This window comes from Desulfitobacterium hafniense DCB-2, assembly GCF_000021925.1.
GTDB classification, from domain to species: Bacteria; Bacillota; Desulfitobacteriia; order Desulfitobacteriales; family Desulfitobacteriaceae; genus Desulfitobacterium; species Desulfitobacterium hafniense.
The window spans coordinates 3844747-3857417 of record NC_011830.1 but is presented as its reverse complement, the minus strand read 5'-3'; the positions used below and the strand labels follow the sequence as shown (position 1 = coordinate 3857417).

Sequence of the window (12671 nt, the reverse complement as noted above, 5' to 3'; positions counted from 1 at the left end):
CATTTTTCAGGAAGAAATCGCGCCTTGGGGAAAGAGAATATTGATATAATAAGAAGTGTGGAGGTTGGGGATGAGAGTTGCAGTCATTGATGGACAAGGCGGAGGAATGGGGAAGCATATCGTGGAACAATTGCGCAAACGCATGCCGGATCTGGAGATATTAGCCCTCGGAACCAATGCATTGGCCACAGGTGCTATGCTCAAAGCAGGTGCTACAGAAGGCGCCTCCGGTGAAGCGGCCATCTGTTATAATGCCCATAGGGTGGATATTATAGCGGGCTCTTTAGCTATTGCCACAGTTCATGGTCTGCTGGGTGAGATTACACCAGGGATAGCCGGAGCAATATCCTCAAGTCCGGCTCTGAAGCTTCTCATACCTATCCAAAGAAGCAATACAGTGATCACAGGAATTACCCGTATGCCCTTGCCCCATCATGTCGAGCAATTGGTGGATGAGGTGGCCGCAAGGGCGAAGGAATAAAGAGGAAGTAGTAAGGAAGTAATAAGGGAGGCCGCTGACTAAGCAGTTGCGGCCTCCCTTTGTTGCAATGATTATGATTGTTTCTTTTCCTCTGTTTGTTTTGTTTCATCATTAGGAGCAGAGCCATCCCCATCCGTGGGCTTCTTATCATTGTTCTTATTGTCTGGGAGTGGGGTAGCGCCCCCTGCTGCTTCATTGGCGGTTCCTGCGCCCGGAGTCTGACCGGCATCGGGATTAGCCGCACCACCGGCAGCGGTACCAACGGCCAGATTAGCCTGCAGCTGAGCCTGACGGGCAAAGTCGATTCCTTCACCCAGCACACGCAGGGCTTCATTAGGACTGTGGAAACCCATGCTGTTTTCGGCGGCAATGTAATCCCAGCGCCACTGAGCTTTGCGGTGCAGATCCCGGGCTTTACTCATGGCATCGGCTTTGGCATTGGCATTTTTATCGGCAGTCTTGATAGCATCCATGGCGTCAGCCAGGGCGTTTTCCAGAACCGTCCGTGTCGCAAAGACTTTATCCTGAGTGGCTATGACTTGATTTTTCAGGTATTCCTCGCTTTGGCGATGACAGGTTTGGCATGACTCACTAATGCTGTTGAGGGGGCTTTGCAGATGATGGGAGGAGATCTTGGATGTTCCTTCTTTAACGTAGGGCATATGGCAGTCGGCACAAGCCACCCCGTTAGCGGCGTGGACTCCTGTTGAAAACAGCTCATAATCAGGGTGCTGGGCTTTCAGCATAGGCGCTCCGGTTTCGGCATGGTTCCAATCTTTGAAGTTGATCTCTTCGTAGTATTTTTCTGCGTCATTGGCGGTGAGGCCATATTTCCAGGGATAGGTCACTCTTTTGGTCTCAGGTTCAAAATAATATTCCACATGGCATTGAGCGCAGACCATGGTACGCATTTCCTGGCGGCTGAGCTGGTTGGGATCGATGCCGCGTTCCTTGAGGGCATTGAGCAAGGTAACCCGGGTAATGCGCAGATTCATGGTCTCAGGATCATGGCAATCTGCACAGGCAATGGGCATGGTGATTTGATCTTTGAGCTGCAGGAAAGGCGTGGACCAGAAGTCATCCCCCATTTGCTCGATTAAACCGGGAACCTGAGGGCTTTTGCAGTTCCAACAGGAGCTGATGGTTTTTTCATTAACCCGCAATGTGGTCGTTACATCCTCAAGGGCGTAGACATGACCCCTCTCGTCATTGTAGTCTTCCGAGAATCCATAACCGGCAAAAAGCCTTTTTTCGATGGGATATTTTTCAAGATGGGATTCTGGCAATGAACCTCCGTATTTGGAGTTGCCCTTGGTCATTTCCTTCTGTTTGTTTTGGCTGGCGTATTGATCCGGATAGACCTTTCCCCAGGTCTCGGAATCAAGGGCTCCTTCCGGGATAGTGGCGGCGGTTCGCGGCGAAGGAGTAATTTGCGAAGCACAGCCGAAGGCCAGCACAGATGAAACGGCTAAGAACAATGAGATAAGTAAAAAGCTTTTCCAAGATTTACGCATTTATGAGCCTCCAATCGAGTGAAGTGGTGTGGAAATGGTTTGTATGCCAAAGGATTGAGTCCCTTGTCCGTGAGGAGTATTTCTATGACAATCAAAGCACTGAGGACCATCTGAGATCCGGATGTTGGCTACCACATCTTGATGACAGCGCAGACAATTCTTCTGAATGACATCCTGGCTCCATTCTGAAGTATGCAAGACGACCGGTTGAGCAAAGGCGTTTTTATAAACATCCTTCATTCCGGAATATCCCTTATAGATCAGGGAATAGGCTATATTAGGACCATGATAAAGATGACAGTCGCCGCACCCCACAAGTTCTTCCCGATGAACGCTGTGCAGTTGCGTTTCATAAGCTTCTTCCATGATGTGACAGGTCGTCCCGCAATAATGAGTGGTTGAAGTGTATTCATAGATGTAGGCGATAAAACCGACGAATACTGCCAGGACGGGTATACTGATGACAAGAAGTTTTTTGTATTTGCGTGGTATGGGTGACAAAACAAAACCTCCTCTCTGTTTTTGTCTTTAGTATGAGGTGCCGGAAGATTTTTCATTCCCTCCAAATAGCTTTACAGGCAAAAATTCTCTATGGTACAATAAGCCTTGGACTAAACAAAGGAGGAGTCACTGTGTCTGGACATTCTAAATGGGCGAATATTAAACATAAAAAAGCAAAAGCTGATGCACAAAAAGGAAAAATCTTTACCAAGCTTGGCAGGGAGCTCATTGTGGCTGCAAGGGCCGGCGGTGGAGACCCTAATAATAATTTTCGCTTGAAAATTGCGATTGATAATGCTAAATCGGCTAATATGCCGAACGATAATATTCAAAGAGCCATCCAAAAAGGTGTGGGCGGCGGCGAAGGGGAAAGCTATGAGGAACTCCGGTATGAAGGCTATGGTCCGGGCGGCGTAGCCATCATGGTGGATATCATGACCGATAACCGCAATCGTACGGCCGGTGAAGTGCGTCATATTTTCTCCAAGCATGGTGGAAACCTGGGAGAGACAGGCTGCGTAAACTGGATGTTCACTGAAAAGGGTCAACTGATGATCCTTAAAGAAGATCTAAAATGTGATGAAGACGAACTGATGCTGCTTGTCCTCGAAGCCGGCGCAGAGGATTTGCAGCAGGATGAAGAGAGCTTTGTGGTGTATACGGCTCCCGGTGATATGGAAGCAGTGCGGCAGGCTTTGCTCGATCAAGGCATTGCCATCGAGGAAGCGAAGATTAACCAAGTTCCCCAAAATACCATTGAGATCGCTGATCTGGAGCAGGCGAAAAAGCTGGTCCGTATGATGGAACTCCTGGAAGACCACGATGATTCCCAGGGAGTCTATGCTAACTTTGAGTTTGCAGACTCGATTGATGAAGAGGAACTGGACTGATTGGCCTAACTGACTGATTGGAAGGATTGAACGAGACTTCTTTCAGTGATCAAGAGTTCTGCACTGTGTCATCGGTGCAGAACTCTTTGTTTTCTTATAGCTTAAAATCCTCTCTTACGACTTTCCTTCCCTGAATAGGACATACTAAAAAACACGATCAGATGATATGTTGTTTTTGCTGATGCCACAAAGTGAGGGAAAGGGAGATGAGCTTTATGCACCCTGAAAGGATCTATTTTGAGCCGGCAGTTCTGAATTATGAATTAGGACGGCAACTCCAGGCTAAATACGCCACTGTTCCTTGGGAGCCAATCGAGAGCCATAACAATATTGAGAAATTGCGCAAGAATCCCAATCAAGAGTTTCCGCGCATGAAGCGTCTGCTTATTCTCGGGGTTAGAAAATCGTTAAAGTACACTCCAAATCAAAAGGTTTCCGACTTTCTCGTTCCCTATACTTCCTCCGGTTGCAGTGCCATGTGTCTTTATTGCTACTTGGTATGCAATTACAATAAATGCTCCTATCTGCGGCTGTTTGTAAACCGTGAACAGATGATGGATAAATTGATCAAGACTGCTGATCAAGGGGAAGGTGAACTGGTCTTTGAGATTGGCAGCAACAGTGATCTTGTTTTGGAAAATACCATCACAGGAAACCTGGAGTGGACTATAGAAGAGTTTGCCAAAAAGGAAAGAGGTTACCTGACCTTTCCCACCAAGTTTGATCGGGTTGAACCGTTGTTGGCTTTAAATCATCGGGAAAGAATTATCTTTCGTATGAGCGTAAACCCTGAAGAGATCATTCAAAAAGTGGAGTTGGGAACCTCGCCATTAAAGGCGAGGGTCCAAGCGCTGAACCAAATGGCTGAAGCAGGGTACAAAGTGGGCATACTCATTGCCCCCGTGGTGCTGGTGGAGCATTGGCAAGAACTTTATGCTCAATTGATCGAGCAGCTGGCTGAGCTGATCACCCCGCAAGCTAAGAAGAAACTGTTTATTGAAATCATTTTCATGACCTACAGCTTTATTCACCGGGCTATAAATCAAGAGGCTTTTCCTAAAGCAGTTGAGTTATACGATCAATCCCGCATGACGGGGAGAGGCCGGGGAAAGTACTGGTACAAAGAAACAGTCCGGGTGAGTGGTGAAGAGTTCCTGCGGAAGGAACTGGCGGAAAAATTAAAGGGAATTCCGATCCTTTATGTGGTTTGACCAGTGCCAAAAGGAAACCCAATGCCTCTTTTAAATAAAATCCCCCCACAAGGAATAAATCGTCTTCCTGTCGAATCTTAATCAAGAGAGAAAGGAAGGCGTTTATGCTTATATTAGGTATTGATCCAGGCACCGCGATTATGGGTTATGGATTAATTGAAAAAAAGGGGAATCGTTTATTTCCCGTGGATTATGCTTGTTGGCGTACACCGGCTCATACCCCCATGCCTGAACGGTTGCTTATGCTCTATCATGAGATAGAGGCCTATATAAAGGAAAAACAACCCCACCATGTAGCTGTTGAAGAGCTCTTTTTTAATCGCAATACGACAACCGCTATTTCCGTGGGGCAGGCCAGAGGAGTTGTGTTGCTGGCCGCAGCTCAATGTGGCCTCCCTGTCTATGAGTATACCCCCTTGCAGGTTAAACAGGCTGTGGCGGGTTATGGCAGAGCGGATAAGCAGCAGATTCAACAGATGGTCAGAGCCTTGCTGGGCCTGCAGGAGATACCGAAACCGGATGATACGGCAGATGCCTTAGCCATCGCTATCTGCCATGCCCATAGTGTGAATTTGCTCAATAGAATGGGGGGAGCCCTTTGATAGGAATGCTCAGAGGAAAGGTATGGGAGATTCAAGCCGATAAATTGATTCTGGATGTTCAGGGAGTAGGCTATCAATTATCCATCCCGTATGGATTATTAGGCAAAGCACATCCTGGTCACGAGCTGATTCTGTATACCCATGTGATTTTGCGGGAGGATGAGCTGGCTCTGTACGGTTTTTCTTCAGCAGCGGAGAAAGAGCTCTTCTTGCTGATGCTTTCCGTATCGGGCATTGGACCCAAAGCAGCCTTATCGATCCTATCGACTTTAGGCATTGGCCAGACAGAAAGTGCCATTGCCAGTGAAAATATTACCCTTTTGACCAAGGTGCCCGGTATCGGCAAAAAAACGGCACAGCGCTTGATTTTAGAGTTAAAAGAGAAATTCAAAGGCCGGGCCATAGCGTTGGAGGGGATAGAGGGAGCAGGAAGCTTGCCCCAGGCTGCTTTTCACTCGGAAGCTATGGAAACCCTGCTGGCTTTGGGATTCAGCCAAGAGGAAGCTAAGAAAGCGCTCCAAGCTCTTCCCGATTCAGCCCAAGCATTGAGTACGGAGGAGCAGGTACGATTGGCGCTGCGCTCTCTTGCCGCGACAAAGTAAACTATAGCGCCCTTTGAGGGATGAGGCATGCCCTTTGAAGGATGATGAAGATAGAGGAGAAAGATTATGGAAGAACGGATGATCACACCGCAGCAGCTTCCAGGGGATCAGGAAGGGGAAGTCCTTAGACCCCACCGGCTGGCGGACTACATAGGTCAGACTAAGGTTAAGGATAACCTGCAGATTTTTATTCAGGCTGCCCTGGCCAGGGGAGAAGCTCTGGACCACGTCCTTCTCTATGGCCCGCCGGGTCTGGGCAAAACCACACTGGCTAATATTATCGCCACGGAGATGGAGGTAAACATTCGGACCACTTCAGGACCGGCTATTGAGCGACCGGGAGATTTAGCGGCTATTCTTACCTCTTTAGAACCAAGAGATGTCTTATTTATCGACGAAATTCATCGGTTAAGCCGTACCACTGAGGAAATACTCTACTCCGCTATGGAGGATGGGTGCCTGGATATTGTCATCGGCAAAGGGCCCAGTGCCCGGTCCATCCGTCTCACCTTACCGCCCTTTACCTTAGTGGGGGCAACCACCCGGGCCGGGCAGCTGGCTTCTCCCTTAAGGGATCGGTTCGGGGTCATCAGCCGCCTTGAGTTTTATGAAGTGGAGGATCTCATCAGGATCATAACCCGGGCCGCAGGGATCTTAAATCTTCAGATAACCTTGGAAGGAGCGTCGGAGATTGCCAGAAGATCGCGGGGAACCCCACGGGTAGCCAACCGTCTCCTCAAACGAGTGCGGGATTATGCCCAGGTCTGGGAAGATGGCAGAGTTACTCAGGAATTGGCCGGCAAATCTCTCGATCGGCTGGAAGTCGATCCCGCCGGACTGGATCGAATTGACCAAAAATGCCTCCTTACTATCATTCAGATGTTCGCGGGGGGGCCGGTTGGTTTGGAGACCCTCTCAGCAACTATTGGCGAAGAGGCGGAAACCATCGAAGATGTGGTGGAACCTTATCTCCTGCAGCAAGGGTTTATTCAAAGGACACCCCGGGGACGGGTGGCTACGGTTCGCGCTTATCAGCATCTCAATATTCCTGTAAATTCTTCTCACCAAGAAGGCGGGCAGGGTGACAGTTTGTTTGACGCAGCGGAGGATTGAACGAGACTTCTTTCAGTGATAAGTCTGAAGTACAGGAATAGATAAAACCTGAAACGGGCAATCTGTTTGAAAAGAGTAGTGAGGTGGTTGAATTTGCTGCCTTTGTCAGACAGATTGTCTTTTTCCGTAAAGAAAGTATTCTTTTTTCTCATGGTTTCCTTGGCTCTTCAAGCTGCGCCTTGTCAAGCCAAGGAAATTGATGTGGAGTTAGTATGGAAGTTTAAAGATGCCGGGTGGATTAAAGTTGAGGTGGAACAAGGGAATTATACCCTTAAAGAAGCTGGTAAAGATAAGCAGACAGCAATGCCTTTTCCGGCGGGTTCTAACCTCGAGCTCACCTGGGGAGGCTGGTCCCCCGCTCTGAAGAAAAACTATGATCCTTTTCAAAGCTGGAGCGGGAAAGAGCTGGAGTTGAATCGCCAAGGGGCATACGGATCCTTTCTCGTGCAAACTCCGGATGGTCAAAAGGTAAGCTATCGGGGGAGCCTGAAGATCCGTTGGGAAAATGGCGGTTGTAAGCTTATCAACCGGGTGGATCAGGAAGAGTATCTCAAAGGAGTTGTCTCCATTGAAATGAGCAACTCCTGGGCCGGGGACGGTTTGGAGGCCCTCAAAGCCCAAGCGGTAGCTGCCAGAACCTATATGGTGAGAAAAACCCGTACTGCGGCTCAGATTACGGACTCTCCTGATTATGATCAAGCTTATTCGGGAAGGAATGTAGAGGGTGCGGCCAACCAAGCCGTAGAAGCTACCCGGGGAGAAATCCTGGTGGACTCTATAACCTATCAGCCCATTGATGCCCTTTATTCTTCTCATAACGGCGGGTATACGGAACTTGCGGAAAATGTGTGGTCCAATCCGGATCCTCATTTTATCTCGCAGCCGGATCCCTTTTCCCAAGGAATCGGCGGCCCGGCCGATCGCTGGCGGTTTATTATAGGCGCAGATATTCTGGGGCAAGCCTTCGAAATGGGTCCCATTGCCAAAATTGAACTTGACAAACTCCCTTCAGGTAGGGTAAAAAAGGTAAGGATGCAGGACATTCATGGTAAACTTCATGAGGTGAGCGGCAGGGCTTTTGTGCAGAAATTTTACCCCTATGGCCGGCCGATTACCGTCCAAGCCTTTCTGGGCAATCTATTTACCGTCCGGCAAATACCTGGGGATGAACCTTTATTTTCTTTTGATCTGGGGGAATTAGGTGTTCCCTCCCGTCTGAGCGAACTTATAGAACGGCAAAAAGCGATGGAAGCCGGCTCCGGACCCCGTTTGAGCCGTATTCTAAGTACGAACCAAGGGATTCGGGATATTCCCGCTGCCCATGATGTCTTTGTTTTTAATGGCCGGGGCTGGGGTCATGGTGTGGGTATGTCGCAATGGGGAGCCTATCACATGGCTCAACGGGGATATACTTACGGAGAAATCCTGGCTTTTTATTACCAGCAGACGGATTTAATCAAACATTATTTATAAGATTCGCTGTGACTTTGTTCCAGAGAAAAAGGAGAATCATTTTGAAATTAGAAGATTTCGATTTTGAGCTGCCCGAGGATCGGATTGCTCAGCATCCAGTGGAACCCCGGGATTCTTCCCGTCTTATGGTGATGAATCGTTGGACTGGAGAGATTGAGCATCGTGTGTTTCGGGAACTCCCCGAGCTGCTCCAAGCAGGAGATGTCCTGGTGGTCAACAATACCAGGGTCATCCCTGCTCGGTTAATTGGTGAAAAAGAGGGTACCCAGGCCAAAATCGAGTGCTTGCTCCTCACCCGCCGGGACAAAGATGTGTGGGAGACCCTTATTAAGCCTGGTAAACGCTTAAAGGCAGGGCAGACTGTAGTATTTGGGGATGGCCTCCTGCGGGGAGAGCTCCTGGAGATTTTACCTGATGGCAATCGGCTGGTGAGGTTTAATTATCAGGGAATCTTTGAAGAGGTCCTTGATCAATTAGGGAACATGCCCTTGCCCCCCTATATTACGGAGCAGCTGCAGGATAAGGAGCGGTATCAAACCATCTATGCCAAGGAGAGTGGCTCCGCCGCTGCTCCTACTGCCGGTCTCCATTTTACGCCGGAGCTGTTGGAGCGTTTGCAGGATAAAGGCGTGGAAATCGTTGAGATCCTGCTCCATGTAGGGTTGGGAACTTTCCGGCCGGTCAAAGTGGAAAATGTGGAAGAACATACGATGCATTCGGAATATTACCGGGTTACCCCAGACGCTGCGGAGCGGATCAATCGTGCTAAAAGCCAGGGGCGCCGGGTCATCGCCGTAGGAACCACGGCTTCCCGGACGTTGGAGTCCGTGGCTGGGGAAAATGGCCGGATTGAAGGGAAGGAAGGGTGGACAGATATCTATATCTACCCGGGTTATACCTTCAAAATTCTCGATGGCTTGATCACGAACTTTCATTTTCCCAAGTCCACCCTGGTTATGCTGGTCAGTGCTTTAGCCGGCAGAGATCAGATCCTCAAAGCCTATCAGATCGCCATTGCAGAGGGCTACCGTTTCTATAGCTTTGGCGATGCTATGATGATATTGTAATAAAGGAAGTGACCCCATTGGCAGTTCGTATAGAAGTTCTCAAAGAAGATAACCGTACCCGTGCCCGCCTCGGCAAGCTCCACACTCCTCACGGAGTGATCGAAACTCCCGTCTTTATGCCCGTGGGAACCCAGGCTACGGTAAAAACTATGACCCCTGAGGAATTAAAGGACCTGGGAGCGGGCATAATATTAAGCAATACCTATCACCTTTTTTTGCGCCCGGGTCATGAGCTCATCCGTGAAGCAGGCGGCCTTCATGCTTTTATGCATTGGGATGGAGCAATTCTCACCGATAGCGGCGGCTTTCAAGTATTCAGTCTCGGTGACTTGCGCAAAATTACTGAGGAGGGAGTGGAATTCCGTTCCCATCTGGATGGTTCAAAGAAATTTTTAAGTCCGGAGATTGCTACACAAGTTCAGATGGCTTTAGGCTCCGATATCGTCATGGCTTTTGATGAATGCACACCTTATCCCGCCACCCGGGACTATGCCAAAGCTTCTTTGGAGCGTACGACCCGTTGGCTTAAGCGTTGCCAGGAGACCTTGACCACCACAGACCGGCAGGCTCTTTTTGGGATTGTTCAAGGAAGCATGTATGAGGATCTGCGCAAGCAAAGTGCGGCGGAAATCACTGAATTGGATTTGCCGGGCTATGCCGTAGGTGGCCTGAGTGTGGGAGAGCCTAAGGAACTGATGTATGAAGTTCTGGATTATACAGTTCCTCTATTACCTAAGGATAAGCCCCGATATTTGATGGGAGTAGGTTCACCGGATGCCCTGATTGAAGGAGTGATGAGGGGGATTGATATGTTTGACTGCGTTCTGCCGACGCGAATTGCCCGTAACGGAACCGCACTTACCCGTTATGGCAAGCTTGTGGTCAGAAACGCTGAATCAGCTCATGATTTCTCACCTATCGATCCCACCTGTGATTGCTACACCTGTAAAAATTACTCCCGGGCTTACCTAAGGCATCTAATCAAAGCGGATGAAATCCTGGGTTTGCGCCTGATGACCATTCATAACCTGCGTTTCTTAACCAATCTTATGAGCGAGATTCGGGCGGCCATTAAAGAAAACCGCCTGCCCGAATACCGAGAGAAGTTTTTCTATGAGTATGGATATTTGAAATAATTCGTTCAATAAGCAGGATTTATGGAGGGCTATGAGGAATAAGGTACACTAGAATGATGGACAATATTAAAAGGGGGACAATAAATTTATGGATCAAGGTACAATGACACTTCTTATTTACGTCGTAGTTTTTGGTGGTATAATGTATTTTTTCATGATCCGCCCACAGCAAAAACAAGCGAAACAAAGACGAGCTATGCTGGATAGCTTACGTGTTAATGATAAGATCATAACCGCCGGTGGAATCTATGGGAAAATCCGCAAGGTCAAAGAAGATTCTGTGATCATCCAGATTGCCGATAAAGTGGAGATCGAAGTGACTAAGACCGGTGTAGGTTCCGTCGAAAATCGTGACATTGTCGTAGAAAAAGAGAAGAAGGCAGATAAAAAGGATAAAGCAGAGAAAAAAGAAGAGGTCGTCGAACAGGAGCAGACCGCAGAATAGGACCCACAAGAATGTCCGACCTGATTACGGGTACAATATAGAGGAACGAATAAGCAAGTGGAAGTATCTGCTTGCTTATTTCATTGGTTGCTAGAAATTTGGTTTTGTTCAAAATAAATCTTTATGTCAGGTGGGGATAAATGTGACCTACGAAGAGCATATCCAAAGCGAATTACTGCGGTGGCAAAAGAAAATGCTGCGCCCACCGGGTTTGTTGGAAAAGGGATCGAAAGCAATTCAAAGTAAAGTCAACGGGCTCTACCCTAAGAAGTTTTTTGATACCCTGACGGTCACCATCAAAGGACTGGTTCGCGGGGTGCTCTTTGGTCTTGAATTTATACCCAAAGGCAAGCCCATTAAGCAGGCTGCCCTTATGGAAAGGGATCAGAAGGCCTTGGAACTGCTCAAGAATTACAAACGAGTGGCGGCGGCAGAAGGCGCCGGAACAGGAGCCGGGGGAATCATACTGGGTATAGCGGATTTTCCCGCCCTGATCGCTATTAAGATGAAATTTCTTTTCGAACTTGCTCATATCTATGGTTATTCCACTGAAAGCTATAAGGAGCGGTTATACCTGTTGTTTGTTTTCCAATTGGCCTTTTCCAGCCAGGAGAAACGCCCGGGGGTGTTCTACAACCTGGTGCATTGGGAGGAAACAGTCAAAGAATATCCGGAACTAAAAGCCATGGAACTTTTTGATTGGGAGCAGTTCCAGGTGGAATATCGGGATGCCATCGACCTGAGAAAAATGCTCCAAATGCTGCCGGGAATCGGAGCAGTGGTTGGTGCTGTAGCCAATTATGGTTTACTGGAGGATTTGGGCCATGTGGGCATGAATTGCTACCGGTTAAGGATTCTTCAGGAAAAAGGACTTATCCAAGTGGATTTATAAGCAAGTGGATTCAATAAGATGCGGCAAACAGTCTGGGGGAATTTTCATGAAATCGGTTACGGTAGCTGATTTGAAAGCGGACCCAATCGTTCAAGGCTATATCGAAGTGGGCAACAGAAATCTGGCAGCCATTGGATTTACGGAACACGGCTTGAGACATGTGGGATTGGTGTCCAATATTGCTTATAATATCCTGGAGAAATTGGGTTACTCGGAACGTGAGTGCGAGCTTGCGGCAGTAGCCGCTTATCTTCATGATATCGGCAATGTCATCAATCGAAGCGGACACGCTCAGACAGGGGCGCTGCTGTCTGCTCATATTCTGGAACGTCACGCCATGGCCCCTGAAGAAATTGCCATCGTCATTGGCGCCATTGGCAATCATGACGAAAGCGACGGCAACCCTGTCAGCAATATTTCCGCAGCATTAATCTTAGCGGACAAATCCGATGTGCACCGCTCGCGGGTAAGAAACCAGGACCCGGCCACCTTTGATATTCATGACCGTGTCAATTATGCTGTGGAACATTCATTTTTACGGGTTTACCCCAAAGATAGAGTTGCGTTGGAGATTACCATCAACACGGAAATTTGCCCCGTTATGGATTATTTCGAAATATTCTTGGCCCGCATGCTCCTTTGCCGTAGGGCAGCCAGTTTTTTAGACACTGTATTTGAACTTAAAATCAATGAAGTTAAGCTTCTTTAAAACTACGATAAAAACTACCTTTCATTGACACCGTG

At 48.3% G+C, this 12671-nt stretch carries 14 protein-coding genes; 12 read left to right on the top strand and 2 right to left on the bottom strand.

The annotated features are described in order from the left end of the window. Positions 1-70 precede the first annotated feature (70 nt). Positions 71-481, top strand: a complete 411-nt coding sequence (locus DHAF_RS18105) for a DUF3842 family protein (RefSeq protein ID WP_005810723.1) — start codon at positions 71-73, stop codon at positions 479-481. 71 nt (positions 482-552) lie between these two features. Here the strand turns inward: DHAF_RS18105 and DHAF_RS18100 are convergent, their stop codons facing one another. Beyond that, positions 553-1995 carry an ammonia-forming cytochrome c nitrite reductase subunit c552 gene (locus DHAF_RS18100; RefSeq protein ID WP_005810724.1) on the bottom strand — a complete coding sequence of 481 codons (1443 nt, stop codon included), beginning with the start codon at positions 1993-1995 and terminating at the stop codon, positions 553-555. Next, positions 1996-2496, bottom strand: a complete 501-nt coding sequence (locus tag DHAF_RS18095; protein ID WP_005810727.1) for a cytochrome c3 family protein — start codon at positions 2494-2496, stop codon at positions 1996-1998. It lies immediately after the preceding gene. A 131-nt stretch (positions 2497-2627) separates the two neighbouring features. Between DHAF_RS18095 and DHAF_RS18090 the strand changes: the two genes are divergently transcribed. The 11 genes from DHAF_RS18090 to DHAF_RS18040 all read left to right on the top strand — a co-directional run bounded on the left by DHAF_RS18090 (position 2628) and on the right by DHAF_RS18040 (position 12636). After that, positions 2628-3386 carry a YebC/PmpR family DNA-binding transcriptional regulator gene (locus tag DHAF_RS18090; protein WP_011460362.1) on the top strand — a complete coding sequence of 253 codons (759 nt, stop codon included), beginning with the start codon at positions 2628-2630 and terminating at the stop codon, positions 3384-3386. 206 nt (positions 3387-3592) lie between these two features. Continuing rightward, complete coding sequence (locus DHAF_RS18085; RefSeq protein ID WP_005810730.1) at positions 3593-4597, top strand: SPL family radical SAM protein; 1005 nt, start codon at positions 3593-3595, stop codon at positions 4595-4597. 104 nt (positions 4598-4701) lie between these two features. Then, complete coding sequence (ruvC, locus tag DHAF_RS18080; RefSeq protein WP_005810732.1) at positions 4702-5199, top strand: crossover junction endodeoxyribonuclease RuvC; 498 nt, start codon at positions 4702-4704, stop codon at positions 5197-5199. Beyond that, the gene (gene ruvA, locus DHAF_RS18075; protein WP_011460360.1) at positions 5196-5801 is read left to right on the top strand and encodes a Holliday junction branch migration protein RuvA; all 606 of its coding nucleotides are present in this window, start codon (positions 5196-5198) and stop codon (positions 5799-5801) included. The genes ruvC and ruvA overlap by 4 nt, the downstream gene beginning before the upstream one ends. Before the next feature lie 66 nt (positions 5802-5867). Beyond that, positions 5868-6914, top strand: coding sequence for a Holliday junction branch migration DNA helicase RuvB (gene ruvB, locus DHAF_RS18070; RefSeq protein ID WP_005810736.1), 1047 nt, complete (start codon positions 5868-5870; stop codon positions 6912-6914). 93 nt (positions 6915-7007) lie between these two features. Next, entirely contained in the window at positions 7008-8387 is a 1380-nt protein-coding gene (locus DHAF_RS18065; RefSeq protein WP_015944695.1) for a SpoIID/LytB domain-containing protein, read from the top strand. 41 nt (positions 8388-8428) lie between these two features. Further along, on the top strand, positions 8429-9454 hold the full coding sequence (gene queA, locus DHAF_RS18060; protein WP_011460358.1) for a tRNA preQ1(34) S-adenosylmethionine ribosyltransferase-isomerase QueA: 1026 nt from the start codon (positions 8429-8431) through the stop codon (positions 9452-9454). Positions 9455-9471: 17 nt separating this feature from the next. After that, positions 9472-10590: a tRNA guanosine(34) transglycosylase Tgt gene (gene tgt, locus DHAF_RS18055; protein WP_015944694.1), complete on the top strand. Its 1119-nt coding sequence runs from the start codon at positions 9472-9474 to the stop codon at positions 10588-10590. A gap of 88 nt (positions 10591-10678) precedes the next feature. Further along, the gene (gene yajC, locus DHAF_RS18050) at positions 10679-11035 is read left to right on the top strand and encodes a preprotein translocase subunit YajC (protein ID WP_005810745.1); all 357 of its coding nucleotides are present in this window, start codon (positions 10679-10681) and stop codon (positions 11033-11035) included. 142 nt (positions 11036-11177) lie between these two features. Continuing rightward, positions 11178-11927 carry an EcsC family protein gene (locus tag DHAF_RS18045; protein WP_011460357.1) on the top strand — a complete coding sequence of 250 codons (750 nt, stop codon included), beginning with the start codon at positions 11178-11180 and terminating at the stop codon, positions 11925-11927. 46 nt (positions 11928-11973) lie between these two features. Continuing rightward, positions 11974-12636: an HD domain-containing protein gene (locus DHAF_RS18040; protein ID WP_005810750.1), complete on the top strand. Its 663-nt coding sequence runs from the start codon at positions 11974-11976 to the stop codon at positions 12634-12636. Positions 12637-12671 lie beyond the last annotated feature (35 nt).

What these genes read in the sequence shown, in the direction of transcription:
- DHAF_RS18105 (WP_005810723.1), top strand. Translation starts at nt 71, where the DNA reads ATGAGAGTTGCAGTCATTGATGGACAAGGCGGAGGAATGGGGAAGCAT.
- DHAF_RS18100 (WP_005810724.1), bottom strand. Translation starts at nt 1,995, where the DNA reads ATGCGTAAATCTTGGAAAAGCTTTTTACTTATCTCATTGTTCTTAGCC.
- DHAF_RS18085 (WP_005810730.1), top strand. Translation starts at nt 3,593, where the DNA reads ATGAGCTTTATGCACCCTGAAAGGATCTATTTTGAGCCGGCAGTTCTG.
- ruvC (WP_005810732.1), top strand. Translation starts at nt 4,702, where the DNA reads ATGCTTATATTAGGTATTGATCCAGGCACCGCGATTATGGGTTATGGA.
- ruvB (WP_005810736.1), top strand. Translation starts at nt 5,868, where the DNA reads ATGGAAGAACGGATGATCACACCGCAGCAGCTTCCAGGGGATCAGGAA.
- yajC (WP_005810745.1), top strand. Translation starts at nt 10,679, where the DNA reads ATGGATCAAGGTACAATGACACTTCTTATTTACGTCGTAGTTTTTGGT.
- DHAF_RS18040 (WP_005810750.1), top strand. Translation starts at nt 11,974, where the DNA reads ATGAAATCGGTTACGGTAGCTGATTTGAAAGCGGACCCAATCGTTCAA.